Source organism: Bremerella cremea, from assembly GCF_039541315.1.
Taxonomy (GTDB): domain Bacteria; phylum Planctomycetota; class Planctomycetia; order Pirellulales; family Pirellulaceae; genus Bremerella; species Bremerella cremea.
Genome location: NZ_BAABFZ010000003.1, coordinates 2,483,839 through 2,508,422 on the forward strand (window position 1 = coordinate 2,483,839; position 24,584 = coordinate 2,508,422).

28 protein-coding genes are annotated in these 24,584 nt (G+C 57.0%); 8 read left to right on the forward strand and 20 right to left on the reverse strand.

Features of this window, described 5'->3' with window-relative positions:
* Positions 1-3: 3 nt before the first annotated feature.
* On the reverse strand, positions 4-2,505 hold the full coding sequence (locus tag ABD890_RS12370; protein ID WP_345089498.1) for a sodium-translocating pyrophosphatase: 2,502 nt from the start codon (positions 2,503-2,505) through the stop codon (positions 4-6).
* A 557-nt stretch (positions 2,506-3,062) separates the two neighbouring features.
* Here ABD890_RS12370 and ABD890_RS12375 point away from each other — a divergent pair.
* Positions 3,063-3,911 (forward strand): hypothetical protein, encoded by an 849-nt coding sequence (locus ABD890_RS12375; RefSeq protein ID WP_345089501.1) that lies wholly within the window; start codon positions 3,063-3,065, stop codon positions 3,909-3,911.
* An 89-nt stretch (positions 3,912-4,000) separates the two neighbouring features.
* Here the strand turns inward: ABD890_RS12375 and ABD890_RS12380 are convergent, their stop codons facing one another.
* Together ABD890_RS12380 and trxA are read right to left on the reverse strand one after the other, a co-directional pair.
* Entirely contained in the window at positions 4,001-5,176 is a 1,176-nt protein-coding gene (locus tag ABD890_RS12380; protein ID WP_345089504.1) for a coiled-coil domain-containing protein, read from the reverse strand.
* A gap of 212 nt (positions 5,177-5,388) precedes the next feature.
* Positions 5,389-5,709, reverse strand: coding sequence for a thioredoxin (gene trxA / locus ABD890_RS12385; protein WP_345089507.1), 321 nt, complete (start codon positions 5,707-5,709; stop codon positions 5,389-5,391).
* A gap of 316 nt (positions 5,710-6,025) precedes the next feature.
* Between trxA and arsC the strand changes: the two genes are divergently transcribed.
* The 4 genes from arsC to ABD890_RS12405 all read left to right on the forward strand — a co-directional run bounded on the left by arsC (position 6,026) and on the right by ABD890_RS12405 (position 8,175).
* Complete coding sequence (gene arsC / locus ABD890_RS12390) at positions 6,026-6,367, forward strand: arsenate reductase (glutaredoxin) (protein WP_345089510.1); 342 nt, start codon at positions 6,026-6,028, stop codon at positions 6,365-6,367.
* 155 nt (positions 6,368-6,522) lie between these two features.
* Positions 6,523-7,443, forward strand: a complete 921-nt coding sequence (locus ABD890_RS12395; protein ID WP_345089513.1) for a PSP1 domain-containing protein — start codon at positions 6,523-6,525, stop codon at positions 7,441-7,443.
* 4 nt (positions 7,444-7,447) lie between these two features.
* A complete protein-coding gene (locus ABD890_RS12400) occupies positions 7,448-7,948 on the forward strand; it encodes a Minf_1886 family protein (RefSeq protein ID WP_345089516.1) in 501 nt (166 codons plus the stop codon).
* Positions 7,949-7,980: 32 nt separating this feature from the next.
* Positions 7,981-8,175, forward strand: a complete 195-nt coding sequence (locus ABD890_RS12405; RefSeq protein ID WP_345089519.1) for a hypothetical protein — start codon at positions 7,981-7,983, stop codon at positions 8,173-8,175.
* Here ABD890_RS12405 and ABD890_RS12410 read toward each other — a convergent pair.
* From ABD890_RS12410 to ABD890_RS12425, 4 genes are read right to left on the reverse strand one after another with little or no spacing between them, the layout of a single operon-like run.
* Complete coding sequence (locus ABD890_RS12410; protein ID WP_345089522.1) at positions 8,172-8,681, reverse strand: YbaN family protein; 510 nt, start codon at positions 8,679-8,681, stop codon at positions 8,172-8,174. The genes ABD890_RS12405 and ABD890_RS12410 overlap by 4 nt on opposite strands.
* A gap of 51 nt (positions 8,682-8,732) precedes the next feature.
* Complete coding sequence (locus ABD890_RS12415; protein WP_345089525.1) at positions 8,733-9,110, reverse strand: VOC family protein; 378 nt, start codon at positions 9,108-9,110, stop codon at positions 8,733-8,735.
* A 17-nt stretch (positions 9,111-9,127) separates the two neighbouring features.
* On the reverse strand, positions 9,128-9,568 hold the full coding sequence (locus ABD890_RS12420; RefSeq protein WP_345089528.1) for an STAS domain-containing protein: 441 nt from the start codon (positions 9,566-9,568) through the stop codon (positions 9,128-9,130).
* A gap of 49 nt (positions 9,569-9,617) precedes the next feature.
* A complete protein-coding gene (locus ABD890_RS12425) occupies positions 9,618-9,926 on the reverse strand; it encodes an STAS domain-containing protein (protein WP_345089531.1) in 309 nt (102 codons plus the stop codon).
* A gap of 369 nt (positions 9,927-10,295) precedes the next feature.
* Between ABD890_RS12425 and ABD890_RS12430 the strand changes: the two genes are divergently transcribed.
* On the forward strand, positions 10,296-11,195 hold the full coding sequence (locus ABD890_RS12430) for a DNA-methyltransferase (protein ID WP_345089534.1): 900 nt from the start codon (positions 10,296-10,298) through the stop codon (positions 11,193-11,195).
* Between the two features lie 4 nt (positions 11,196-11,199).
* On the opposite strand, the gene ABD890_RS12435 is transcribed toward ABD890_RS12430, so the two are convergent.
* The 11 genes from ABD890_RS12435 to ABD890_RS12485 form a co-directional block, all read right to left on the reverse strand.
* Positions 11,200-11,697, reverse strand: coding sequence for a dihydrofolate reductase (locus ABD890_RS12435; protein WP_345089537.1), 498 nt, complete (start codon positions 11,695-11,697; stop codon positions 11,200-11,202).
* The gene (locus ABD890_RS12440; RefSeq protein ID WP_345089540.1) at positions 11,694-12,488 is read right to left on the reverse strand and encodes a thymidylate synthase; all 795 of its coding nucleotides are present in this window, start codon (positions 12,486-12,488) and stop codon (positions 11,694-11,696) included. The genes ABD890_RS12435 and ABD890_RS12440 overlap by 4 nt, the downstream gene beginning before the upstream one ends.
* Positions 12,489-12,530: 42 nt before the next feature.
* Positions 12,531-13,355, reverse strand: a complete 825-nt coding sequence (locus tag ABD890_RS12445; protein ID WP_345089543.1) for a sugar phosphate isomerase/epimerase family protein — start codon at positions 13,353-13,355, stop codon at positions 12,531-12,533.
* 121 nt (positions 13,356-13,476) lie between these two features.
* A complete protein-coding gene (locus ABD890_RS12450; protein WP_345089546.1) occupies positions 13,477-14,682 on the reverse strand; it encodes an iron-containing alcohol dehydrogenase in 1,206 nt (401 codons plus the stop codon).
* 18 nt (positions 14,683-14,700) lie between these two features.
* Positions 14,701-14,967: a hypothetical protein gene (locus tag ABD890_RS12455; protein WP_345089549.1), complete on the reverse strand. Its 267-nt coding sequence runs from the start codon at positions 14,965-14,967 to the stop codon at positions 14,701-14,703.
* Positions 14,968-15,188: 221 nt separating this feature from the next.
* On the reverse strand, positions 15,189-16,439 hold the full coding sequence (locus ABD890_RS12460) for a hypothetical protein (protein ID WP_345089552.1): 1,251 nt from the start codon (positions 16,437-16,439) through the stop codon (positions 15,189-15,191).
* Positions 16,436-17,881 (reverse strand): outer membrane protein assembly factor BamB family protein, encoded by a 1,446-nt coding sequence (locus ABD890_RS12465; protein ID WP_345089555.1) that lies wholly within the window; start codon positions 17,879-17,881, stop codon positions 16,436-16,438. The genes ABD890_RS12460 and ABD890_RS12465 overlap by 4 nt, the downstream gene beginning before the upstream one ends.
* 164 nt (positions 17,882-18,045) lie before the next feature.
* The gene (locus ABD890_RS12470) at positions 18,046-19,053 is read right to left on the reverse strand and encodes a DUF1559 domain-containing protein (RefSeq protein ID WP_345089558.1); all 1,008 of its coding nucleotides are present in this window, start codon (positions 19,051-19,053) and stop codon (positions 18,046-18,048) included.
* A gap of 60 nt (positions 19,054-19,113) precedes the next feature.
* On the reverse strand, positions 19,114-19,902 hold the full coding sequence (locus tag ABD890_RS12475) for a DUF4198 domain-containing protein (RefSeq protein WP_345089561.1): 789 nt from the start codon (positions 19,900-19,902) through the stop codon (positions 19,114-19,116).
* Between the two features lie 35 nt (positions 19,903-19,937).
* Positions 19,938-20,894 (reverse strand): DUF1559 domain-containing protein, encoded by a 957-nt coding sequence (locus ABD890_RS12480; protein WP_345089564.1) that lies wholly within the window; start codon positions 20,892-20,894, stop codon positions 19,938-19,940.
* Positions 20,895-21,081: 187 nt separating this feature from the next.
* Entirely contained in the window at positions 21,082-21,732 is a 651-nt protein-coding gene (locus tag ABD890_RS12485) for a hypothetical protein (RefSeq protein WP_345089567.1), read from the reverse strand.
* Between the two features lie 142 nt (positions 21,733-21,874).
* On the opposite strand from ABD890_RS12485, the gene ABD890_RS12490 reads away from it, so the two are divergent.
* Together ABD890_RS12490 and ABD890_RS12495 are read left to right on the forward strand one after the other, a co-directional pair.
* Positions 21,875-22,303 carry a P-II family nitrogen regulator gene (locus tag ABD890_RS12490; protein WP_345089570.1) on the forward strand — a complete coding sequence of 143 codons (429 nt, stop codon included), beginning with the start codon at positions 21,875-21,877 and terminating at the stop codon, positions 22,301-22,303.
* Between the two features lie 47 nt (positions 22,304-22,350).
* On the forward strand, positions 22,351-22,863 hold the full coding sequence (locus ABD890_RS12495) for a hypothetical protein (RefSeq protein WP_345089572.1): 513 nt from the start codon (positions 22,351-22,353) through the stop codon (positions 22,861-22,863).
* Positions 22,864-22,954: 91 nt separating this feature from the next.
* Here the strand turns inward: ABD890_RS12495 and ABD890_RS12500 are convergent, their stop codons facing one another.
* On the reverse strand, positions 22,955-23,368 hold the full coding sequence (locus ABD890_RS12500) for a carboxypeptidase-like regulatory domain-containing protein (protein ID WP_345089575.1): 414 nt from the start codon (positions 23,366-23,368) through the stop codon (positions 22,955-22,957).
* A gap of 13 nt (positions 23,369-23,381) precedes the next feature.
* Complete coding sequence (locus tag ABD890_RS12505) at positions 23,382-24,377, reverse strand: DUF1559 family PulG-like putative transporter (protein WP_345089578.1); 996 nt, start codon at positions 24,375-24,377, stop codon at positions 23,382-23,384.
* Positions 24,378-24,584: the final 207 nt, after the last annotated feature.

The following is a 24,584-nucleotide window of genomic DNA, read 5'->3' on the forward strand; positions in this document are numbered from 1 at the left end:
TGGCTAGAACAGTCCCAACGCGACCAGGCTGTAGCGGACGACAAAACCAGCGACCACCACGCTGACCATGCTCATCAGCTTGATCAAGATATTCAAGCTTGGTCCGCTGGTGTCTTTGAATGGATCGCCGACGGTGTCACCCACCACCGCGGCTTTGTGGGCGTCGCTCCCCTTCCCTCCGTGATGTCCTGCCTCGATGTACTTCTTCGCGTTGTCCCAGCTTCCACCGCTGTTAGCCATGAAGATCGCCAGGCAGAAGCCAGTCGTCAGTGCTCCGACCAATAGGCCAAGGACACCACCCACGCCCAGGATCCAACCGATCGCCAACGGTGTAATCAATCCTAAGAGAGAAGGCACGATCATTTCGAGCTGGGCGGCTTTCGTGCTGATCTCGACTGGCGCGGCATAGTCGGGCAATTCGGTGTTGTTCATGATGCCAGGCTTCTCGCGGAACTGTCGGCGGACTTCTTCAACCATCCCCTTCGCGGCCCGGCCGACCGCTTTCATCGTCATCGCGCAGAAGACAAACGTTGCCATCGCCCCGACAAAGATCCCCACCAGAACCTTCGGGTTCATCACGTTCGCCTCGTAGTAGGTCGTGAAATCGTTAAGGCTTGCCTGGTGGATATGAACCAGCGAAGCCCCTGTTTCGGCGAACTCCAACTTCGGTTCGGCACCTGGTTCGGCGATACGAACCAGATCGGTGGCCAACGCAGCCGGCTTGCCATCCTCCCCTGCTTTCTTCCAGAGTGCCTGGACTTTCTCGTGCCGTAAATCGCCCGGCATCGTCAGGTATCCGTTCACCACGTCGACGCCATCTTCCTGATGTTTCAACACGACAAAACCAGGGGCAATCTTGGTCGGCAGGTCGTACTCGACTTCCGCCGCCACGCTGTCACCCCAGCGGCGAAAGCCTTCGCGGACCACTTCCACGTAAGCAGCCATCAACGCCAAAGCGGTCAGCGCCGCCGAGCCGATCGCAAAGCCCTTGCCCGTCGCGGCGGTGGTGTTGCCAAGGCTATCGAGCGCGTCGGTTCGTTCTCGCACGACCGGTTCCAGATGCGACATCTCGGCGTTGCCACCAGCGTTGTCGGCGATCGGGCCGTACGCATCGGTCGCGAGGGTGATGCCCAGCGTACTCAGCATTCCGACCGCGGCGATACCGACGCCATACAGACCCAACGAGAACAAATTAGGATCGTCAAAGTGAAAGCCATTCGCGAAACCGAACGATAAGATCGTCGCGATGCTGATCACCAGCACCGGAGGCCAGACACTCAGCATGCCATCGGCGATACCACCAATGATGATCGTGGCAGGGCCGGTTTCGGATTGCTCGGCAAGCTTCTTCGTCGGAGTGAATTCGTCGCTGGTGGCGTACTCGGTCCATTTGCCGATCAACCAGCCAGCGGCAAGACCGACCAGGATGCTGAAGGCGACGCCTGGGATCGTGAGACCCAGCGAATACGAAGCGACCGGAACGGCAGGCATCATCGCGCAGCAAACCAGGATCGAAATGATCGCGACCGCAGCTGTCGCCGCGTTGATCCCGCGCGACAGCGCAGCCAGCAGATTCTTTTGCGTGGCATCTTCGCCAGTCCGAACCAGGTAGACGCCGGCGATGGAAAGCAACATGCCGAACGCCGCGATCACCATCGGTAAGAACAACGCCCGGAGCTGCGCATCGGCGACGTTTTCGTAACCAGCGGCTTCGGCCATGCCAGGCGAAGCGAATGCGGCGACCCCAAGAGCTGCGGTCGCGAGAATACTGCCGCAATAGCTTTCGTAGAGGTCGGCACCCATGCCGGCGACATCGCCGACGTTGTCACCCACGTTGTCGGCAATCGAAGCTGGATTGCGCGGGTCGTCTTCCGGAATACCCTGCTCGACTTTCCCCACCAGGTCCGCGCCGACGTCGGCCGCCTTCGTAAAGATGCCGCCACCGACGCGGGCAAACAATGCCTGGCAGCTTGCTCCCATGCCGAAGCAAAGCATCGTCACGGTGATCTCGAAGAGCGAGAGCTGGAAGATCCAATACAACACGCCGAACCAGATGACCACATCCAACAGCCCCAGCCCGACCACGGTCAGTCCCATCACGGCGCCACTGCGGAAGGCGACCTGCAGGCCTTGATTCAACGAACGCTGTGCCCCAGCGGCTGTGCGGCTGCTGGCCAGCGTAGCGGTTTTCATCCCGATCCACCCCGCCAGGCCTGAGAACAATCCGCCGGTCATGAAGGCGAAGGGAACCCAGTGACTTTGCACCTCGAACACAAATGCCAGGATCGCCAGAACGACCGCGATGGCGACGAAGAAAATCGAGACCACGATGTACTGCTGGGTCAGATAGGCGTTGGCTCCCTGCCGGACGTACCCGGCGATCTCTTGCATGCGTGAGGTCCCGGGATCGGACTTCACCATGCCAAGAAAGAAGAAGTAGGCCTGCACTAAAGAGGTGATCGCGGCCAGCAGAACAAACAACCAGATGCCGAAGTCGAGAAACATGGTGCCACTCCTTTGTAGACCGACGGCAGGTTCCAAGGTGTCGAACTCAAGTGGTGTCCCACAATCGGTCATCCATCGGCAACCGAGTGGAGCTACCGCCATTATCCACATTATCGGGGTGCTTAAAACCGAAAAGCGTGGGATAAGAGGGGGAATTCTCCATTATGAACCGCATTAATGCCCGTTTTGCGGAAGGTGAATTTCCATTAGGATGGCTAATGGTGGGTTCCGATCGAAACGATCGACTTCTGGTTTGAATGGATAAACAGTGCCCCAGGAGCTCGGAGGGGGTGAAATTACCCTGTTTGCCCAGCTTGTGGTGGATTCCCCTATTTCAGGTGGATTTCGAACCCGCGCGCAAAATTGTTGGCTTACTGCCAAACAGCAATTAAGCTTAAGGTGTTGTGTATCCTGCGTATTGGGTAGGAAAAGCATCCACAGTTCCCGGTATCAGACCGGTGGAGCTGATCGGTTCTTGTCTCGAAATCATCTCAAATTGGATTTGTTGATTCGCCGGCGGTCGCCTCAGAGGAGCGAATCATAGGAGCAGTTTTCTCATGAAATGGCACATGGTTGGGCGATTGTTTGGGTGCGTGGCCGTGCTGGGCTGCTTGGCCTCGATGGCTGTGGCGGATGACAGCAAGGCATCGGATTCGGCCAACGAAGTCGAAACGGTTGAACTGTTCCAGGCAATGGATAACGGTGACATCGAGGTGAAGTTCATTCCGATGAACTCGGAAAAGGGAACGATCATCGTTACCAACAAGACCAAGAAGAAAATGCGTGTCGCGATGCCGGCAGCGTTTGCTGGTGTTCCTCTCGCCCAGTTCGGCAACCAAGGTGGCGGCGGCGGTTTTGGTAACCAAGGCGGCGGCGGCTTCGGTAACAACGGCGGCGGCGGCGGTGGTAACCAAGGCTTCGGCGGCGGCGGTGGCGGCGGTGGCTTTGGTAACGGTGGCGGCGGCGGCGGTTTCGGCAACAACGGCGGCGGTGGCGGCGGTGGTTTCTTCAACGTCATGCCAGAGAAGGTCGCTCGCGTGAAGGTCAAAGGCGTTTGCCTGGACCATGGCCTGGAAGATCCAGATCCGCAGATCCCTTACGAACTGAAGCCAATTGAAGCTTACACCACCAAGCCAGGCGTCGCAGACATCTGCCAGATGCTGGGCAGTGGCGAACTGAACCAGCGTAGTGCCCAGGCAGCCGCATGGCACCTGAACAATGGCATGAGCTGGGAAGAACTAGCCAACAAGCAGGTCGAACACCTGATCGGCGGCCCAACCCCTTACTTCAGCCGTGCAGAACTGGAAGTCGCTTACAAGGCAGCCGAAGTTGCCAAGAAGCGTGAAGCAGAACGCACCAAGAATCAGTCGAGCAGCAGCTCGAGTGCTTCGCTCAGCGATAGCTAATCGCGAACGATTCCAAACGAATCAGCACGATTCGGGGGGTGTTCTTGGGAACGCCCCCTTTTTCATGCGCTGGTCGGATGGACGAACCGCTACGCAGCCTTCGAGGCAATCTCGCGGCTTAGCTCTTGGTAGCGATCTTTGAGAATCTCGAGCTTCGCGTCATTCAACGACTCGTATTCCCGACGCAGTTCGGCAAGCTGAGCACGGACGAGCGTTTCGCGATCGGCCAGATCTTTCCGGGCACGTCGCATCTCGGCCTCTTGCTGCTGCGAGTAGTCTTCCAGTTGGACCTGGCTTTCCTGGATCTCGAGCTTCACCAGTTCCAACTGCTGCAGCAAGTTGCGGATCTCACTGCGGGTCGCCTGATTGCGAGCGTAGGTGGCGGTATCGAATCGCTCGACCGCCTTCTCGGTTTGCTGATCGAGTCGGCGTCGCAGGGACGAAGGAATCCGCACACGGATCTCGGCCCATGCCAGTTCCAGTTCGTCGCGAATGACTCGTAGATCTTCGAAGGCCATTTCCAGTTCGTGCTGAACCTTGGCCAGTTCCGATTCGCGATAGACCAGATCGTCGCGCTGCTGGGCAAGCTGGCTTTGTTCTTGATCGAGCCACTGCTGCTGCTGAGTTCGACTCTGTTCGATCTCGCGCTCGAGCTTCTGGGCATAGCCAGCAAACTCTTTCTCGCGAAGCGAATGCAGAGACCGAGCATTTTTCAGCAGCGCCCATTGCTGGGCGAGTTGCGATTCCGCTTCGGAAAGCTTTTCCAGTCGCACGGTGACGCTGTCGGTGACTTCGGCTTCGTCCACTTGCAGCGTCGCGGCCTGGCCTCGCCATTTGCGACGCCACGCGCGGATGGTCTCTTCGATGGTTCGCAGCGGGCTGGAAGATCGCACCGGAGCGGGTTCCGGGGGGGCGGCCGGCTTTGCCATGTGAGGCAACTCTTCCGACATCGCCAGAGCGGCACTGCGCTGCTGACTTTCGAAGTTCGCCATCCGAGCGTTCAGCTCTGCCTCGCGCCGATCGAGCTCCATCTGGCGATCACGCATCAGACGAGCCAGCTGATTGATCTGGCGGCGCTGCCAATCAGGCAGCATATCGAGGTCGCCGGCCGAGAGATCGACGCCATGGTCGTCTTCGTACGACTCGGGCGAATTCGATTCGATGTTAGCAGTGTGCGCACCATCTATTCGCAAATCTGGACCGACGTGCCCAGAGAGCTCGGCGGGTGGATTCGAGATGTTCGAGTTGCGAGTGGTCGGCTTCATGGCGAATAATCGAAAGGAGCGGCGGATCGGTTCTGATACTCAGCCATCCTTTCGCATCGGCATGATGTGCCTGAAAAGTTGAGTTTAACGGCTAGGCTGGTTGAAATGCCGGGACGCTAGCAGCAAAAAAGACGGAGACCAATGGGCCTCCGTCTTCGCTAGCTGGTTTCCGCATCCACATGCTGGACGCTTGGGGCCTGGGCGGCTTCGCCTTAGCCCTTGGCAGCGTCGAGCGCTTGCTGCAAGTTGGCCTTTGGCTGGTTGCCGAGCATCTGATTCACGACTTCGCCATTCTTAAAGATCATGACGGTCGGGATGCTCTGGATACCGAACTTCACGGCCAGGTTAGGATTCTGATCGGTGTCGACCTTACCGACTTTGACCGAACCTTCGTATTCGGTAGCCAGCTGATCGATAACCGGTGCCAACTGACGGCACGGACCGCACCAAGGAGCCCAAAAGTCGACCAGGACTGGCTCGCTCGACTGCAGCACTTCAGCGTCAAAGTTGTCTTCGTTAAATACTTGGGCCATGGTGGCTACTCCCGATCAAATTGGTACGTGTTGGTTTTGTGTCGTCTTGATTGTCTCATGAGATCAAGCAGAGCCCGAAGGTGCCGCAGGCCGGTATCCCGAGCGTAACCCAATAGAATTGCGGATTCCAGGCAGGTTCACAACCCGGGGGGCTTGCTTTTATTATGGAGGGAAGCCGGTCCGGGACAACCTTCCGGATCCCCTCCCTCGGTGCTCTGATACTAGGATGCCGGGGAGGCAGAAGGGTTACCTGTGGGTTGCCCTCGGTTTCCCGAATCTCCTAAAACCTCATTGCCTTGCGGCAGCGATCGGAACTATGACCGTCACCATCTATCACAACCCACGCTGCACCAAGAGCCGAGAGACCTTAGCCCGGCTGAAGGACCAGGGAATCGAGCCGAAGGTCGAACTTTATCTGGATAACCCCCCTGACGAGAAGATCCTGAAGCAACTGCTGAAAAAACTGGGCCTTAAGCCCGAGCAGTTGGTCCGAAAGAAGGACCACAAAGCATTGGGGTTGCCGGTTGCTACCACCGATGCGGAATGGATTGCCCAGATGGTGGCTAATCCTAAGATCATTGAACGGCCGATCGTAGTGGTGGGTAGCCAGGCCCGGCTAGGACGTCCGCCAGAAAGCGTCGACGAAATCCTGCCGTAGCGTTCCCAATTTCAGTGGAGGCCGTTATCAGGTTATACTGCGAAGGTTTCCTTAACCTTTACGGTGCCCCCTGACCCGCGGAAAGCCCGCAACCCAAGGCATCTTCCACGTCGAAACCTTCCCCACTGGGCATCGACGGAATAAAGACTACCAGTATGGCGAAATACATCATTCGCTACGGGGCAATGCGTTTCATCGGCGTGTTCTCGGCCCGTGCCAAGGATGAATATGTCCGCGACGATAAGGTCATCATTCGCACCAAGCGAGGCTTGGAAGTGGGTGAAGTTTTGTGCGAAGCGACCGACGAAGCGGTGGCTCAGCTGAACGATCCTGCCTTTGGCAGCATCATGCGAGCAATGTCTGCCGAAGACGAGAAGCAGATGCTGCACATGCTGGGGGACACCCAGCGCGAGGTCGAAACGGTACGCCGCGTGATTGGTGAGATGAATCTGCCAATGCAGTTGGTCGACGTCGAGCATCTGTTCGGTGGCGAACGCGTCGTGGTGTACTACCTCGCCGAATCACGGGTCGACTTCCGCGATTTAGTCAAAGCACTCGCATCGGAACTGCAAACGCGAATCGAGATGCGTCAGATTGGTGTTCGCGACGAAGCCAAGCTGCTGGCCGATTACGGCGATTGCGGTAAGCCCGTCTGCTGCAACACGCACCTCAGCGAGATGCCCCCCGTTTCGATGCGGATGGCCAAGTTACAGAAGGCAACGCTCGACCCGACTAAGATTTCAGGTCGCTGTGGAAGACTCAAATGTTGCCTGCGGTACGAGTATGATACCTACGAAGAGCTGCAGCGTGATCTGCCTCCGATTGGTAGCGATATCGTGACCGGCAGTGGCCGAGGCCGCGTGCTGAACCACGAGATCCTGGCCGGACAATTGTTGGTGCGGATGGAAGACAACCGCAATATCATGATCGATGCCAGCGAGGTGCTGACAGTCCTCAAGCGAGGCAACGGCAGTACCGGGGGATCGTCGCGACGTGGCAAACGCCGCGATAAGAAAGATGCCCCGGACGAAGGCGGCAACCCAAATCAAAGCAACCCAGAAGCCACCGAGGATTAACCGCATGTCCGAAGACACTTATTCGGCCTTCATGCAACTGCTGAAAGACGACCCGCGCTACCGCATGGAAGCGTACCAGTTCGTGCGCGAAGCCCTTTCTTTCGGACAACGTTTTCACGAAGAGCAGATCGAACTGGACGAGGAAGAGGAAGAAGACCTCGACCTGGAATGCTTCGACGAAGATGAAGACGATTTCGATGAAGAACTCGAAAGCTGGGACGAAGATGAAGACGTCGAACGCCATCTGACCGGCCAGATTCTTTGCCAGGCGATTCGTACCTATGCCCTGCAGCAGTACGGGTTGTTGGCCAAGGTGGTGCTCAACTCGTGGGGACTCCACACGACCGGCGACTTTGGCGAGATCGTGTACAACCTGATCGGTATCGGCATGATGCGAAAGTCGAAATCTGATCGCCGCGAAGACTTCGATGATCAGTACGACTTCGAGGAAGCGTTCGTGAACGACTTCGAGTTTGAAACCTCCGAGGAATCGGGGCAGTCGTAAGAAGCGACCCCCACGCGCGAAAGCAACCAAGCATGGCCGGGAAGAAGAAGCAGGAAACCGCGAAGGAGCCAGCTCCGGCCGCCGTTCCACGCAAAGCCCCGATGTATCTGCCCACGGCGAATCCGCCTCAGCGGAATCGCATCTTTCTGGTGATCATGGCCGTCATCACATTACTGTGGTTTGTCGGGCTGGCGTTTCTCGCCTTACAACAAGCAGGCATCGCTTAACGATCTTTGGCCACGCTCGATGGTGACTGCGTCGGCTTGAGGGAGTGGCTCTCGGCCTCAGGCTGCGTCCCTTCCTTTTCCTCTGCCTCGGTGTTTGCCTTCGGATCGATCTCGCGTGGCGCTGGCACGCGATAGATGAACACGATCCCCACGATCACCAGTACGGCCATCAAGATCAACGCCCAGACCGGAATCGGAAAGAGCAGGATCGAGATCCCCCAGCCCAGCACGACCGTGCCGATCGCCTGCAGTTTGACGATCGGGCGAATCCCTTTGCGAACTTCCCAGTCGTACAAAATTGGACCGAAGTACGGCGTATCGAGCAGCAGGTCGTTCAGCTTCGGGAACGAACGCACCAGGAAGTAGCTGGTCACCAGCAGAAAAGGGGTCGCCGGGACGATGGGCAAAATCATCCCGATAATCGCCAGCGTGAAAAAGAAGATCGCACAGGCAAGGTAGATCAGGCGTTTCGACCAGTTAATCGGTGGGACCGGAGGATGATTCATCGCGTGTCGCCGGTCCCCTTCTCTCGAATGAGCAGCGGACGTTCAGGGAGCTTATTCGCCCAGATCGGAATAGAACGTCAGCAGGTTGCCATCAGGATCGAAGAAGCCAAACTCGCGCGTACCGAAAGCGGTGTCGCGAAGCGTAGTATCGGACGCAAAGATCCCTAGTGGCTGAAATACGCTGTACAAATGCTCGACATCGCAAACAGCAATCCGAATGTTCGGCCGTTCGACGCGATCCCAGCTCGAAGCATCGTGCCAGCGCAGATGGATTTCGACACGATCGCGAATGACCGACGCATAACGTGGATCGTCTGCATCCTGGTACGAAACCGAGAAGCCGAGCTTCTCGACATAGAACTGGATGGCGGCCTTCACATCGCGGGAAGGCAGGACGGGGTTCACGGCTTCAAGCAGGAGGTCGGGCATGGGGGTGGGAGGCCTTGTTAAAGGGAACGCAGGCACGCGAGGCCGTCGTCACGACTGGCGGCGACTTCAATGGGACCCGGTTGATGAATATCGTCTGATATTAGGCTACAAACGAATAGAACTCCCCGCAACTCTCCATGCAGACCACAAGCCACGATTCGGCCTTGAACTTCGCAGACTTCTCGCAACAAGGTTGCCAGCACACGGACGCCCACGCTCGACATAAAGCGAACCTGGCTCAGATCTATTAAGACCCTTTCCAACCGATGGGTTCGGGCGAAGTCGATGACCTGCTCGCGAATACTCAGGCAGATGTTCGCGTCCCGCATATTTTGGACGCGAGGTGTTACGACGTAGATATCGTCGATCGTTTCGAACGTAACCAGGGGAGAATCGGTCTTGGCCTTCATGCCGCCTTGCTCCGCCGAAGAGGTAAATGGTTCCATCTCAGCCGACATCCGAGTGCCTTGATGCCGGCCTGCCGATCGGTTTCGTCTGCTGCCAGTACTAGCTGAAGCTGGCAGTCAGTGCCGATTCGAGAGTGTCTACGGACGAGAACGGCGTTGGATCGTCAGGGTTTTCCGAGATTAATTTGCAGATCTTGAACATTCCGGCCAGCGCGGAAGATAGATTGCAGAAGATCACCTTCTCGTCGGTTTCCGAGAGGGCGCGGCGGAGGTTCAAAAAGGCGAGGATCCCGGTGCTGCTGACGAAGTTTACTTTCTGCATGTCGATCACCACACGGCGATGTTCGATCTGCTGAACGTAGTCGGTCATCTCGTCGCGGATCGAATAGCAGACATCCGTGTCGCGCATTTGATCGACCCTAGGCGTCAGGACAAGAACATCATTGGCGAGGTCGTGCTGCACTAGATCAGAAGTTGCGTCGTTCATGGCTGGACCTATGGAAAAATGCGGAATGCCTCGAAGAGGCTCTCCTGGAATAGAGAGACCAAAATGGGGCGCGCCTCACCGATTTAGCATCTCACTCCCTCTCGTGAAGGTCAACTGTTTATGCTGGAAACGGGGAGGTTTCTTCCCACGCAATCCGGGGTGCGCTCCGGCGGAAATCCGTTAAGATAGAAAGTAGTTGCATCTGAATTGCGCCCTCCGCTTCTCGACGATAGATTGTTGGATAGCGCACACATAATTTTCTGACGAGTTACTTTGCCAAGGAGGGCCGCCGTGGCGACGCCGCTTGAACTACCCGCCACTGGTCTGACTACCGGCGATTGCATTGCCGAGATGAAGAAGCTGCCCGATGGCTGCATCGATCTCGCCTTCGCCGATCCTCCGTTCAACATTGGTTACAAATACGACGTCTACGACGACCGCCGCTCGGTCGACGAATATCTCGATTGGAGCGAGGCCTGGATGGCGGAAGTCCAGCGCGTGCTCAAACCAACCGGGGCTTTCTGGCTGGCAATCGGCGACGAGTTCGCGGCCGAGCTGAAGGTCTTGGCGACGCGGACGCTGGGGCTACATTGCCGTAACTGGGTCGTGTGGTATTACACCTTCGGCGTGCATTGCAAAAGCAAGTTCACCCGCAGCCACGCGCACATCTTCTACTTCACCAAAGACGCCAAAAAATTCACCTTCAACGACGAACCAATCCGCGTACCAAGCGCTCGCATGCTGGTTTATGGTGACAAGCGAGCCAACCCGAAGGGACGCGTGCCGGATGATACGTGGATTCTGCGTCCACAGGATGTGCCGGAGAGCTTCAGCAGCGAAGAAGATACGTGGTACTTCCCTCGCGTCGCTGGGACCTTCAAAGAGCGAGCCGGGTTCCATGGCTGCCAGATGCCAGAGCAACTGCTTGGGCGGATTATCAAAAGCTGCTCGAACGAAGGAGAGATCGTGATGGATCCCTTCGCCGGCAGTGGCTCGACGCTGGTCACGGCCAAGAAGCTGGGACGCCAGTTTCTCGGTTACGAACTGTCGGAAGAGTACTCGCGGCAGATTGGCCAGCGGCTGGAAAAGACAAGCGTTGGTGACGCGCTTGTCGGTGCCGAGAACCCAACGACCAGTGCCCCGAGCACGGCCAAGGGACGCCGCTTGAAACCGAGCACGCCGTCTACCTAGTTGGCTAAGCCGATGGCAACCGATCCCAGATCTCGTAGTGGGTCGGATAGTCGTTCTTCTCGTCGGCCGGAATCTCTTCGGCCGATTCGCACTTCCACTCGTCGAAGTTGAGGATTGGGAAGTGGGTGTCGCCATCGGGAATCGTGGCATGTACCCGGGTCAGATGCAGACGCATGGCCCACGGGAGAAATGCCTGATAGATCTCGGCACCACCGACAACGAACGCCTCTTCGGCACCTTCGCAGGCCGCAATTGCTTCGTTGACGCTATGAGCAATCACGGCACCTTCAACGGCATAGGTTGCGTCGCGTGTGACGATGATCGTCGTTCGCCCTGGCAGCAGTCGACCGATCGATTCGTACGTCTTGCGACCCATGATGATCGAGTGCCCCATCGTGACACTCTTGAATCGCTTCAGGTCGCTCGACAATCGCCAAGGCATGTCGCCATCGCGGCCGATCACCCAATCTTCGCTCGCCGCGACCACCATCGAGAGTCTCATACGGCCACCGGTGCAGAGATATGTGGGTGGGGGTCGTAGTTCACCAGTTCGAAGTCTTCGAACTTGAACGCGAACAGGTCCTTCACCTCGGGATTGATCTTCATCGTCGGCAACGGGCGAAGATCGCGTGAAAGCTGAAGTTTCGTTTGCTCGAGATGGTTCAGGTAAAGGTGCGCGTCGCCAAACGTGTGGACGAAGTCGCCTGGCTGCAGATCGCAGACCTGGGCAATCATCATGGTCATCAGTGCGTACGAAGCGATGTTGAACGGAACACCCAGAAAGACGTCGGCACTACGCTGATACAACTGGCACGAGAGCTTGCCTTCGGCCACGTAGAACTGAAACAGCAGATGGCACGGCGGCAATGCCATGTTCGGGACGTCGGCCACATTCCAGGCCGAAACAATCAAACGCCGCGAGTCGGGATTGGTTTTGATCTGCTCGACCAACTGCGTGATCTGGTCGATCGTTTCGCCGCTGGGGGTCTGCCAGCTCCGCCACTGCTTGCCGTAGACCGGCCCGAGGTTGCCCTCTTCGTCGGCCCACTCGTCCCAGATGCTGACCTTGTTGTCGCGGAGATACTTGATGTTGGTATCTCCCTGGAGGAACCACAGCAGTTCGTGGATGATCGAACGCAGGTGCAGCTTCTTGGTGGTGACCGCCGGAAAGCCTTCCGACAGATCGAACCGCATTTGATGGCCGAAGACGCTCAGCGTTCCGGTCCCGGTGCGGTCGTGCTTTTCGACCCCGTCGTCGAGAATTCGCTGCATCAGGTCGAGATACTGCTTCATGGCTTTCGTGTCCCCACAACGGGTCGTGCTGCAATGGGCGGACTAGATCAGGGCCGCTTCGCATTTGTGCATATAGGCAATGCTGTCTTTGACCAGCGACTCGATGCCAGGTTCGTAATCAAAGACTTCCACCGATACCCAGCCATTGTAGCGAACTTCTTTGAGGGCCTGGAAAATCGGCACGAAGTTCACGTCTCCCATGCCTGGACCCCGCTTGTTGGGGTCGTTGGCGTGGAAGTGGGCGATGTGCGGGGCGGTCTCGCGGATGATCTGCGGGATCGGCTTTTCTTCGGCCGACATCGCCTTCACGTCGAGGTGAATCTTGCAGTTGGGGGAGTCGATCATGTCCATCAGTTCCATCCCCTTCTCGGCCGTGTTCAGGAAGTCCCCTTCGGCAGGTCCGAGTGGTTCCAGCGCCAACGTCACATCGTACTGTTCGAGCGTCGGCATCGCCTTCCGCAGGCAGTCGGCCGCCAGACGCATCGCTTCCGATTCGCTCACGCCGGGAAGCAGGTTCCGCTGCTGAGGACTTCCCAGAACCATGATCTTGCCGCCCAGGTCGTGGCACAGCCGTGCCAGTTCGCAGAAGTAATCGCTCGTCTTCTGACGGACGGCATCGTCGGGCGTAGTAAGGTAAAAGCCTTCGGTCTTCGCCAACAGCCAGTGCAGGCCAATCACTTCCAGTTCGGCGTCTTCGATCTGATTACGGATCTGCCCGCGCTGCTTGGCGTCGAGATCGTACGCGGTTGCCGCCAGGGTGAAAGGCGCGATTTCGATGGCGTCGTAACCTGCTTCCTTGGCGTGGGCCAAAGCGGTTTCCAGCGTCCAGTCCTGGTAAGTTTCGTTGCAGATGGCGTAGCGGAACATGGCTTCTCGTTTCACGCATCCGAGTCGAACGCGAGGTGGGTTGAAGAAGTGGAGCGTCGTTGGCAATCCCAACGAGAACAGTACGTTCTATGCCAATCGGCGCTAAGCAGCAACCGGATAGCTATAACGCTTCGGTGAGAATTTCGAGCAGATCGTCACGCGATGGCGTGCGTGGATTGATGGTCATTAGCCGTGTGATCGCGAACGATTTGTCGGCGAACTCGGGGAGCATCTCTTTCGTGACCCCCAGGGCACTCAGCTTCTCGGGAATGCCGATCAGGCTCTTGAGTTGTTCGACCAGGCGAATGGCCTGCATCGCCCCTTCCATATCGCTTCCGTAGTCGACGATCGGATCCATCAACTGGGCGATCCGCGAGAGCTTGGTTTCTCGCTCGCCCAGGTTGTATCGCATGACGTACGGCAGAAGCAAACCGTTGCCGCCGCCATGGCTACAGTGGACGCGGCCGCCGATCGGGTATTCCAGTGCGTGAACGACTGCCACGCCGCAGTTCGAAAACGCAAGCCCGGCCAGGGTCGCTGCCAGCGACATCTTTTCGCGTGCTTCGCGATTTTTCGGATCATGAACGGCCGCGACGAGATAGCGTCCGACCAGAGCGATCGCTTCTTCGGCGAACAGTTCGCCAATGGGCGTACAGCCACTGTAAGGAACTGGTTCGCCCGGTTCGGCGGGAATCTTGGATGCGTCCTTCGAGAGGTAAGCCTCGATGGCGTGCGTCAGCGCGTCGATGCCACTGTCGGCGGTGACCTGTTTCGGACAGGTATAGGTCAGTTCCGGATCGACAATCGCCAGGGCGGGACGCATGAACTGGCTGAGCATGCTCACCTTCATGCTGGCCGCACGATCGGTCAGCACGGCCGACTGCGAAACTTCGCTGCCGGTTCCTGCTGTGGTCGGCATGGCAATCACCGGGATGATGGGACCCGGCACGTTGTTCCAGCCAAAATAATCCTGAGCTTCGCCGCCATGGGTGGCCAACACCGACGTGATCTTCGCCAGGTCGATGTTGCTTCCGCCACCCAGCCCGATAATCGCATCGGGCTGGAAGGTGGTCGCGGCAAGCGTGGCGTTCTTCGCGATCTCGAGATCAGGCTCGGCGACGCTTCCATCGAACAGTTCGACTTGCAGGCCATGCTGCATCAAGTCGCTGATCAATGGCTGCACCAGGCCGAGTCCTTCGAGCGTGGCATCGGTAACGATCAGCACTTTGCGAAAGCGTCGTCCGGCGGCAAGCTTGCCAAGTTCGTGACGAGATCCGCAACCGAACGTTAGTTGGCCGGCCGAGAAGAAGCTCCAGGAGTGTGCCATGGTCTTATGCTGCCTGAACTAGGCCTGCTTGGCCATGATGCGTTCCAGGTACTTGGCCACCAGGGTGGCGTCGTCCGATTGAACCAGGTGATCGATCTGAGCCTTCGGCACTTCCAGCTTTTCAAGGTGGCCGATGATTCGCTTCCAGACGGTGGCTCGTTTCTTGCCTTCGGCCAGGTAAAGCTCGGTGATGTTCTCCTGCAGCTTTTGCGTGGCGATGGCATCCTTGTTGTCGTAGTACCGCTTGATGATGTTCTGCTGATGTTTTGTGTAGGACTTGGCCATCCGGGGCATCCTTTTTTCAAGCAAGAAAGCAAATAAGACCGCTACGCGGAGCGGCCGAAAGTTCATGGTGACAGAGTCGCCCAAACCTGTAAAGCGATCGGCTTTCCAGGGGCTCGAATTCCAACAAATTTCCCCCATGGTATCAGTGCTGGCACCCCGACTAGCGGGCCCCGCGGCCCGCTAGTGGATTGAATGACGAAGCTATCCACCGAAGTCATCCCTCATTCGGCTTCTTCTGTGCTTTCAGCCTGGCGGACAATCTGTGCAGCCACGGCGCGTTGCTCAGGGGTGTAACGGGCAAGAGGTTCTTCCCAGCCAAATTCTTCGGGCGAAGCCAAGGCCCCCTGAATCTTCTCCAAGGTGTATTGCCGCACCGGTTTGGGAAGTGAGCGGAATAGCTGTGATTCGATCGTATAGCTACATGGATACTTGAACATGCGTGTCTTCAGATCGAACTCGCGCAGTGAATGTCCGTTCGCAGATAAGTTGCCACGCTGCGAGAACTCGTTCGCGAAGTTACTGGTTCCTTGAACTGGATAGGGAAGCTTCGCTTCGGAAAGCAGCAGCAAGTGCTCGACCAGAGCATCCGCTTCCTTCTTCCATTGGGCGGTCACGGCTTCCGACTCGCCTCGATGTAGATCGATTTGGTAGGCGTAGTTGGCCCGGACCATCCAGTTGTGGGCATCCATCTGATGCTCAAAGACCATTAAAGCCACGAGATCGCTATCGGCTGTCAGGTTTTTGCTTAGATCCGTGAACTTGGCCAAGTCGGTCACGTTCGTGCCGGACGTGTTAACCACCTTTTGTCGCGGCCGTTTTTTGTTGGGCAACTGCATATTGCCGAGATGCTCGACTTCGCCATGAGTGCCGGAAACAAACCAGCCTCCCCAGCGTGTCTCCAGGGGCGAGGAATGATCCGTGCGGAAACTGCCGGCAGACAGCACCGGCTCGCCGCTGGGATCGGTGTACATCGATCGGATCTGCAGGCCAGGAATATTCTTGGTTCGTGAAGAAGCATGACAAGTCATACAGCGCGAAACCTGCCGCTGAATTCGCGGGGCTCCATCGTGATCGTCCAGGGTATAGAAAACCATCCCTAGGCGTGGATCGGGTACGATCAGCTCGATGATTCCCCCGGGAACATAGCCGACATAGGCATCATCCCCGAAGTAAAGTGCTCGGGGATTTTGCGGTTCTATCAATGGTCGCTGCAGGCTGCTTTTGAGGAAAGTAAGCATCTGCGATGATTCCGGAACGTCCAAGTACTGGAGCAGTGCTTTCAAGTAACCTTGCTCTCCCTCGGCTGGCAACACATGGTTGCCAGCCTCGATCTCTTTCTGGAGACGTGAAATCACCGTGTCGGGAGTCGCATCGGAATACTGAATGGGCGCTTCTTCGTAGTCGAGCGGCGCCGCGGTTCCCGTGGCGATTGGCGGACAAGCGACTAGCAGCAAGAGAAGAAAAGTTCTCATGGTTTCTCCCCAGACTGGTTCGCTTTCGATGGATTCCGCAGGCAATGCACCACGCTGCCGGTACGAATGACCAGCGATCCGTCGACGGCCGCATAACCATATTGAACCTGCTCGGCGAAGATCAATCCGTCGCGAGTCGTAGGACGTTCCGAGTCCCCCTCTTCACCTCCAGAGGAACCTCCACGGCGACCGGAAGAACCTTCTCCTTCCGAACCAGAACCATGCTGGTGCCGCTGTTCACGACGTTTGATGTCGGCTTCCCCGACTTCGGTGGCTCCATCAAACAATTCGTTTTTGGCCAGTACTTTGAACTCTCGACCAGCGGCGACTACGGTTGTCAGGCCATCTTTCCCAAACAGATAAATGCGATCTCCCAGTCCAAGCGGGGTGGCCCAGCAAGGTTGTCCGGCACGTTTGACGTAAAGCTGTTCGCCCGTCTCGGCATCGAAGCAATAGAGTACGCCCGAAGCAGTAACCCAATAGGCAAGCCCTTGATGAACCATCGGCGAACCGAAAGTTGGCATTGCTTTGTTGGTTCGCCACAGCACCGAAGGCTCGAACTCGCCTTCCTTTTTTTGAATGCTCATAGCGAAGTTCGACTGCTGGGCGTCGTCGAGATGTTCGTCGTGCATGCCCGGCGAGGCACCAATCAGGAAACGGCCATCGGCGAGTGCCAGGGGAGTACATGCCCGGTTGCCTCCGACTTCCTCGTAGGTCCAGAGCATTTCGCCTGTTTCGGGATCGTAGCCATCGATACTGCCGGCCGAACTGCAGACCAACTGCGGCTTGCCTCCAATGGAAAGGATTGTCGGAGAGGCATAGCTCTGACGACTAAAACGCTCGGTCTTCCATTGAGTCTTACCCGACTTCTTGTCGACTGCCAGCAGGTAAGAAGGTCCTTCGTGGTCGACCAAGACGAAGGCCGTTTTGTCATTCTGGGCGAGCGAGGCAGCCAGGCCGATGCGGACTTCAAACTCGCCGTATTCCTCGCTGAGATTACGTGTCCAGAGTTCTTTGCCGTCGTGCGATAGTGCGACGAGCTTGCCGGTTTCAAAAAAAGCAATGACGCTTTCCGCATCCACGATGGGCGTGGGAGCCGATCGGCTTTGGAAATAGTTACTTCGTACCGGTTGAGCGGATGGAGTTTGATAGGTCCAGAGGATCTGACCATCGTCTAACGAAAGGCAGGTGACCAGGCATTCGTTCTTCATCGACCCTTCAATCGAGGTCACGAAGACTTGGTTTCCCCAGATCACCGGACTCGATTGGCCGGTGCCAGTGAGCTTGGTGTGCCAGGCAATGTTGCTGGTCGGGCTCCACTCTAGCGGTAAACTCTCTGGAGAAAGCTGCGTGGCACCTTGGCCTAAAAAAGCGGGCCACTTCGACGGGGCCTCCGTCGACGCGTCGTTGGCCCACACGCTTGTGGCCAGTATTCCGAGCATAAGAATTGCCCAGGCAATTAGCGATCTAGTTAGTATCGGGCTTGGGGTCGGTATGGATGTGTTCATGTGATTCACTTAAATAGACGGCACCCGAAGGTTCTCGTCCCCTTAAGAGGACGGGAACCGGGGGCCGTGAAAATGAAATAAGAAGAGGCGAACCGCTATTAGAAATCGCCGAGGACTTCGCCTCCCCCTTTGGTGCCCAGGGCATGCCATGTGCCCAGGTTGATCGTCTCGGTAACGAATCTCACCGAGCCATCAGCTAAGCCAACTTGAACCCCGCCCGGATGTTGGCTGCGAGGTGCAAACCATCCAAAACCGTTGCGATGAATATCAGGGGCTGAATTATTGGGGGTCATATAGGTATTGAACGAAGTGAGGTGTTCGCGACCCCAAAGCCACGTACTTCGCCCGCGACCATCGATGTTGCCGGCTGCAGAAGCAGCGGTATTCATATCGGGGTTGTGCCCCGGAGCCCCGGTGAACCCTTCACCATTGCCTCCCATGCCGCCACCGCCATAGCGTGCCATTTGACGCTTGGGATCGGTTACTGTTCCAGATGTGTACGACTTATCGCCTAGCAGTGACTCGGAGAGTATCGCCGTATTGGAGGTTCCGTCAGTAATATCGCGGAACTGTGCTTGTGACCCCTGCCAGAACATTCCGTTTGTTTCGGCCCGGGTGTCGTAGTTCGTATCGGTGCCGTCGCCGGTGCAGACCACGTAGTTCGTTCCGGCAAACATAAAGCTGCCGCTATTGCTGGTCTCGAACATCGGATCTTGGCCATCGCTGGGGCAAAGAAAGAGTTCCACAACGGTTTCGGCAACGGGACCGTGGACCGGGTTAATCGTTTGGCTTCCTCCAGAACCTGTCATCAAGGGAACGTCGAAATCGATCAGCTCCTGCAGGTTCCCTTGTTCTACGAAGGGAAGGATTTTGGCCTGCACACTGAAGCCATACTGACTGATAAAAGGAAGCCCGGGGAATTTCCGGAAAGTACTTTCATAGTTATGCATCGCCAGCACCAACTGCTTTTGCTGATTGGTGCATTGCATTCGCCGCGCGGCCTCGCGGGCCTGCTGCACCGCGGGAAGAAGTAACGCGATCAAAATGCCGATGATGGCAATCACCACCAGCAATTCGACCAATGTGAAGCCAGAATAGTTGCGCATTGTATTTTGAAAATTGGTATAGGTAACTGAAAAAGTAGGATAAAAAAGATGCGGAAAGGATTAGGACTTATCCCATCCGATCTGCGGGACATAGAAGACCATCGTGGCCGAATAGGCCGTCTGGTCGTAGTCGTCCCCTTTTTGTTCAGGGGCGCGGTGATGGACAACTGCCATGTAGTAGTTGCCCTCTTGCGGAGTGAATGTGGCTCGGCCATCGGCGTCGGTCAAACGTTCGAAGTTCTCGTCAAAGCCTTCCGCCAAATCTTGGCCCCGGGGAATAAAGGTGATGCGCGCCTCCGGAAGCGGTTTGCCTTCGTACAGCAGTTCGACATCAATCGGCTGTCCAGGGGCGATGCCACCGATGGGATTGGTTTTCAGAACTAATTCCAGCGGGTGCCCCAGAGGCTTGTCGACTGGTTGGCTGAATGAACTCAACTGGTCCAGCGAGTCGATGGCGGCAAAGAAGGTTTTGCTGCTCTTGATGGCACGCGTTGTCTTGTGAAGCGTGTCGAGGGTATGGGCAACAGTGTGAATACCAGATTTCTCAGGTACAAAACGCGCCGACCAAAAGCCTTCTTTCGGGGCACTGCCCAGATCGACCACTTTCGGTTTCAGGTCAGTAATACTGCCGTCGGGGGCAACGACGGTCAATGTGCAAGGATCAAGGCTGATTTTGCTGGCAAGTTTAAAATCGCGATGTTCGTTTCCATGGTTGCCAAGCATCAAGTCAACGTGAGCGACGTCGCCGACACGCAGTACATTGGTATTGGTCTGGACCCAGGTGTCGTGGGCGGAAGCAAGGGATGCAAAGCTTGCTACTAATAGCATTGCGGAAAATATTCGAGTCATGTGATTCACTTATGAATTGAGAGGTTATAGAGCGTTTAGAAACTGCCGACTACTTCGCCGCCACCGCGCGTGGCAATCGCCCGCCAGATGGTGAGGTCGATCGTTTCGGAAGCGAACCGGGCACTGCCATCAGCCATGGCGACCTGAACTCCGCCAGGATGCTGGCTGCGGGCGCTGGTGATGGCGAAGTTGTGATACCCGTTGTGGCAGTCAGGGTTCTTCGAGTTCGGACCGTACCAATGGTTGTACATGGTGTCGGCCAGATGCCCGTTGATCCATTTCGCACCACGTTGCCCGGACCAGGCCGGAGCACCACTGGCTGTGCAGGCCGACTCGGTTGTTTGCGTCGAGGTCGTAAGCTCGATGACGCGGTGGCGATAGTCCGAGTTCGTTGGCGCGGAAGTGTTTCCATCGCCGAGCAAATGCTCGGAGAAGACCACCGTGTTACTCGTTCCATCGGTGATGTCGCGGAAACTGATCTTCGACAGCGAGAAGATCACGCCATCGGCATTGGAGTTGGATCCGTCGTCGGAACTGTCGCCAACTTTGTTGATGCCGCTACCCAGACAAGCCGGATAGCTGATTCCGCCGTACTCGGACCCTGGCACGCTATCCTTGTCGCTCGGACAAAGAAACATCGCGATCTTGGTCTTGGCGGCGTTCTCGTTTTGCAGCGGACCGCCGAACGAAGCCATCGGTGGCTGCGTGAAATCGAGCAGGTCTTGCAGGTTGCCCTGTTCGACGTAGGGAAGCAGTTGTGCTTGCGCCGACCAGACCATCGGATAACCGAGACCTCCTGGCGGAAAGCTACGCAAGGCCGAGTCGTAATTGTGCAGGGCCAGCGTCATTTGCTTGAGGTTATTGGTGCATTGCATGCGTCGTGCAGCTTCGCGAGCTTGTTGCACGGCAGGCAGAAGTAACGCGATCAAAATGCCGATGATGGCAATCACCACCAGCAGTTCGACCAGCGTAAACGCTTGTCGTCTGTTCATAGTTAGGTTGAGTACTTAATAACGTGTTCGTAAGAAGTCCTCGCCATGCCAATGGACGCTCGATACGCACATGCGCAGCGACACCATCCACAAGGCGATGACTGAAAGAATTTCTCGAACGCTACCAGTTCACCACGCGACCAGCGCGCAGCATTCCCTGGAAGAGGTTCAAGAAGGACGAAACACGTTAGACCCGCGGCGGTGGCGGATCGGGAGCAGCCAGGAAAGAATCAGGCCGCAAGATGCCCGGGTTCGACATGGCTTCGTCGTTCAGCACGACTAGTTCGCCATTGCCGAGATCGAGTTCCAGTACCGGGCAATAAACCAGAGTCACGTTGCCAATGGCATGGCAACGCATGTCATTCGAGAGCGAGACCGGGCGAAACGGTGGCGGTTCAGCCGGGTCAGCAGCGGCCACCTCGCACGATCCACCAGAGCACGAGCTTGCTTTCGCAGGCTTCGACTTGAACCCTCGGAGCGAGCAAAGGGCTTCCAGCACGTTCGGTTGCAGTTCCGCAGGCTTGGTGCCGCAGAACTCGGAGGAAGTGTCCGTCTCGCGAGCAACTTCTGCCAGGAAGGTTTCAGGGGGAGCGACGTTCTGTTTCTGGGCCCAGGCGATCTTCTCGCCCCGGCTGAAACAGCAACAGTGATTCCAGCAGTTGCCAGCGTTTCGGCACGAGCAGGCATGATCCTGGCACATGAACGGAACGCTGGTGTCTTTGAAATTCGGCAGAGGTACCGAGATCCCTGAGCCCCAACCCACCATCGTTGCCAACAGAATAAACGTGATAACACGTTTACCGAGCGAGGCTTTCGCATTGGAATGCCGCGGCGTCATCGACTGCGTAGAGCTTTCGGGGGGAATCTCAGGGGGGAGGCTTACCCAACGTATGGGAAGCATCGATTGTAGTGCCCCGGGGCGAGGAGGACAAGTTTCTAACGATCCCTAGCGTTCTCGCCCCCTGACGGTTTACCATAAGATGAAGCAGGATCGGTCGTTGCATGCGGCCGCCGGCGGCTTGGATTTCGTTCCGATCGCGAAAGAATTCAGTCACGTGAAGCAGATCATCGCCATTGTTAAGCCTTACCTGGCCGAGAAAGTGCTCGACACGCTCAGCCGTGCCCCGCTGGAAGCATTGAATGTCCGCGAGGTCAAAGGGTTTGGTCGGCAGAAGAATTACCTGGACGAGTACAGCGAGAGTGAGTACTCGAAGACCTTTCTGCCGAAGATCGAAATCAGCATGTGGCTCGATGACTCGCGCGTGGAAGAAACGGTGCGAAAGATCGTCGCGGTCGCGCGAAGCGGGCGAATGGGTGACGGTAAGATCTTTGTGCTGCCCATGACCTTCCATGCCGATATGATTGACTTCGCCGAATACGAAGCCCGTCAGAACCAAAAAGAAAACTGACCCAGGCCTGACTGCCATCAGGCCTGATTCGCAGAGGAGTCTAAGCAATGCGACACCTGCTGATCGGTCTGATTGCCGGAAGCGTTCTCTTCACCACCGGCATGGCCCCGACCCGTGAAGCTTGCGGGGACGAACCCGCCTACGTACCCAAGCCGACGCTCCCTTACTACATGCGTCGTGATCCTTCGCCACGAACGCGTGTGCTCGATACGCTCTACAATGGTCGCTCGCGGCGAAGTCCGGTCGAGCAACAATTGCTGCGGCAAAACTACGATGTCGCTGGCAAGCTGCCGATTCTTCCGGCGAAGCGTGATGTCCGTGTGCGGGATGCGGCCGACAACGTGTTGCCTTCGGTGAAGCCGATTCGCAACTATTCGACGCCGCTGCTCGGCACTCAAAGAACAACACGAGACCCGCTCGTCCGGAATCGACTCAGCGCGACCGAGCGGACCGAGCAGCAGCTTTATCGCGGGCCATCGCGACCAGGCATGATCGCTCCGAGAGCCCAGCAAGAACGCACCGCACCCTCGGGACGTGAACTCGGACGACGGAATAACTAGCGACGGCTTCGCTGGCAAATGGCCCGTTACAGAATTACGTGGCGCGTGCGCTGCCGAACCGAAGTTCGACAGCGCACCTGCCCCACGTAACCTATTTCTTTTCCAGATCGAAATCGATGACGTTCTCGCCGAGTTCGACGGTGTGTTGCAGTTCCGTCCGCGTGTTGTAGCGCGGCGGCAGCGTTTCTTTGAAGATCTTTCGCTCTTCGCTTGGAGGTGGAACCGTGGTGATCATCACAGTATGATCCCCAGGCAAAGCACCGCGCGTCGTGCGGATGTAGATCAGTTCGTACTTGCCCGATTCGTCGGTAATGCCACGGGAAGGCCTGCCGCCAGCAGTCGGCGTGAACAATACCATCGCGTTGGGATAAGGTTGTCCCTCGTAGGTAACGGTGCCGGTTACCAGCCCCAGGTCCCCGTACGGAGATGGCGTGCAGCCACCTCCGACGAGCACGACCAGCAAGGCAACCGAGAGCCAGGCAAGGCTCGACTTGGCTTGATGCATGGTGCCGGGCTCCTTAGTATTCGCCAACGACGGCACCATCCTGCCGGTCGGCCAGGGCAGTCAGAATCGCGAAGTCGGTCGTTTCCGAGAAGAAGCGAACCGAGCCATCGCCCAGGCCTGTGAGCACACCGCCCGGATGAGCCGACAACAGAGGAATGTTCTCGTGATAGTCAGCTTCATTGCCGGTGCCTCCGGTGGTGGCGATGGCATAACGAATGGTCGTCACGTTGGCTGACCAACCTGGCGTGTCGCTACCACCACACCATGCCGCACCACGATACCGACCACTACGGCGGTTGATCTTGTCGCCACTGGCATTCAGGAAGAAGTCGCTCTGTTCGCTCAGCAGCATTGTGTTGCTCGTGCCATCGGTCACCGAAGCAAAGCTGATCGAACCAGGGCCGCTGTCGCAAGGGACGATCATTCCGTTATGCACCGACTGGCCCCAACCGAAGTCGTTCGACTTGCCAGAGAAGTTGCTGACGGTCGACGTGGTGCCACCTTGCCAATACGAACCACCAATGCCGACGTAGTTGGCAACTTGCAGTTCGACTGGGTCGCTACTGCCGTAAGCTGCCAGTTCGCGAGTGACAGGGAGTGGGCTGGATGGACAGTTTAAGCCTGGCAGCACGAGGCCATCGATGATGTTTTGATTCGGACTCGGACCATCCTGCATGCTCCAATCGCCCGCGAAGACGATCTGATCGTAGACGGCGCGCTGTTCGATGTATGGCCAGATCCGAACGAACCACGAAGGACCACGTTCCAGATCCCCTGCCCCGCCAATCTGTGGCTGCTGATTGTGCGGCAGCTTGTTGTAGGTGTCGTGGTAGTTGTGCAGTGCCAGCGAAAGTTGTTTCTGCTGGTTGGTGCATTGCATCCGGCGGGCAGCTTCACGTGCCTGTTGAACGGCGGGAAGAAGCAAAGCAATCAAGACGCCGATGATTGCGATAACCACCAGCAATTCGACCAGCGTAAAACCGGTCCGGTTGGAATGGGATGACTTCACAGCGCGGGACTCCCAGGGGAAAAGGTGGGAAGCAGAATTAGGAGAGAATTGCGATTGCATATCCGTAGATTCAAATCGCGTTCCATTGTTCTGGGTGGTGAGCTCCAGATCTCCAAAAGCAGCCCAAAATGATATCGCGTTCCATCTGCTACGACGGATTCGAGGATCGATATGGGGCGGTAAAGGAAGAATATTGATTCTTAGAAT

Excerpts from the sequence above, each read along its gene's own strand:
- ABD890_RS12405 (WP_345089519.1), top strand. The coding sequence starts at position 7,981 with ATGGCCGGGAAGAAGAAGCAGGAAACCGCGAAGGAGCCAGCTCCGGCC.
- ABD890_RS12470 (WP_345089558.1), bottom strand. The coding sequence starts at position 19,053 with ATGCGCAACTATTCTGGCTTCACATTGGTCGAATTGCTGGTGGTGATT.
- arsC (WP_345089510.1), top strand. The coding sequence starts at position 6,026 with ATGACCGTCACCATCTATCACAACCCACGCTGCACCAAGAGCCGAGAG.
- ABD890_RS12380 (WP_345089504.1), bottom strand. The coding sequence starts at position 5,176 with ATGAAGCCGACCACTCGCAACTCGAACATCTCGAATCCACCCGCCGAG.
- ABD890_RS12410 (WP_345089522.1), bottom strand. The coding sequence starts at position 8,681 with ATGAATCATCCTCCGGTCCCACCGATTAACTGGTCGAAACGCCTGATC.
- ABD890_RS12465 (WP_345089555.1), bottom strand. The coding sequence starts at position 17,881 with ATGCTCGGAATACTGGCCACAAGCGTGTGGGCCAACGACGCGTCGACG.
- ABD890_RS12425 (WP_345089531.1), bottom strand. The coding sequence starts at position 9,926 with ATGCGCGACACGGATGTCTGCTATTCGATCCGCGACGAGATGACCGAC.
- ABD890_RS12445 (WP_345089543.1), bottom strand. The coding sequence starts at position 13,355 with ATGTTCCGCTACGCCATCTGCAACGAAACTTACCAGGACTGGACGCTG.
- ABD890_RS12460 (WP_345089552.1), bottom strand. The coding sequence starts at position 16,439 with ATGAGAACTTTTCTTCTCTTGCTGCTAGTCGCTTGTCCGCCAATCGCC.
- ABD890_RS12370 (WP_345089498.1), bottom strand. The coding sequence starts at position 2,505 with ATGTTTCTCGACTTCGGCATCTGGTTGTTTGTTCTGCTGGCCGCGATC.
- ABD890_RS12475 (WP_345089561.1), bottom strand. The coding sequence starts at position 19,902 with ATGACTCGAATATTTTCCGCAATGCTATTAGTAGCAAGCTTTGCATCC.
- ABD890_RS12495 (WP_345089572.1), top strand. The coding sequence starts at position 22,351 with ATGCGACACCTGCTGATCGGTCTGATTGCCGGAAGCGTTCTCTTCACC.
- ABD890_RS12490 (WP_345089570.1), top strand. The coding sequence starts at position 21,875 with ATGAAGCAGGATCGGTCGTTGCATGCGGCCGCCGGCGGCTTGGATTTC.
- ABD890_RS12400 (WP_345089516.1), top strand. The coding sequence starts at position 7,448 with ATGTCCGAAGACACTTATTCGGCCTTCATGCAACTGCTGAAAGACGAC.
- trxA (WP_345089507.1), bottom strand. The coding sequence starts at position 5,709 with ATGGCCCAAGTATTTAACGAAGACAACTTTGACGCTGAAGTGCTGCAG.
- ABD890_RS12435 (WP_345089537.1), bottom strand. The coding sequence starts at position 11,697 with ATGAGACTCTCGATGGTGGTCGCGGCGAGCGAAGATTGGGTGATCGGC.
- ABD890_RS12485 (WP_345089567.1), bottom strand. The coding sequence starts at position 21,732 with ATGACGCCGCGGCATTCCAATGCGAAAGCCTCGCTCGGTAAACGTGTT.
- ABD890_RS12455 (WP_345089549.1), bottom strand. The coding sequence starts at position 14,967 with ATGGCCAAGTCCTACACAAAACATCAGCAGAACATCATCAAGCGGTAC.
- ABD890_RS12420 (WP_345089528.1), bottom strand. The coding sequence starts at position 9,568 with ATGTCGGCTGAGATGGAACCATTTACCTCTTCGGCGGAGCAAGGCGGC.
- ABD890_RS12500 (WP_345089575.1), bottom strand. The coding sequence starts at position 23,368 with ATGCATCAAGCCAAGTCGAGCCTTGCCTGGCTCTCGGTTGCCTTGCTG.
- ABD890_RS12450 (WP_345089546.1), bottom strand. The coding sequence starts at position 14,682 with ATGGCACACTCCTGGAGCTTCTTCTCGGCCGGCCAACTAACGTTCGGT.
- ABD890_RS12440 (WP_345089540.1), bottom strand. The coding sequence starts at position 12,488 with ATGAAGCAGTATCTCGACCTGATGCAGCGAATTCTCGACGACGGGGTC.
- ABD890_RS12395 (WP_345089513.1), top strand. The coding sequence starts at position 6,523 with ATGGCGAAATACATCATTCGCTACGGGGCAATGCGTTTCATCGGCGTG.
- ABD890_RS12375 (WP_345089501.1), top strand. The coding sequence starts at position 3,063 with ATGAAATGGCACATGGTTGGGCGATTGTTTGGGTGCGTGGCCGTGCTG.
- ABD890_RS12480 (WP_345089564.1), bottom strand. The coding sequence starts at position 20,894 with ATGAACAGACGACAAGCGTTTACGCTGGTCGAACTGCTGGTGGTGATT.
- ABD890_RS12415 (WP_345089525.1), bottom strand. The coding sequence starts at position 9,110 with ATGCCCGACCTCCTGCTTGAAGCCGTGAACCCCGTCCTGCCTTCCCGC.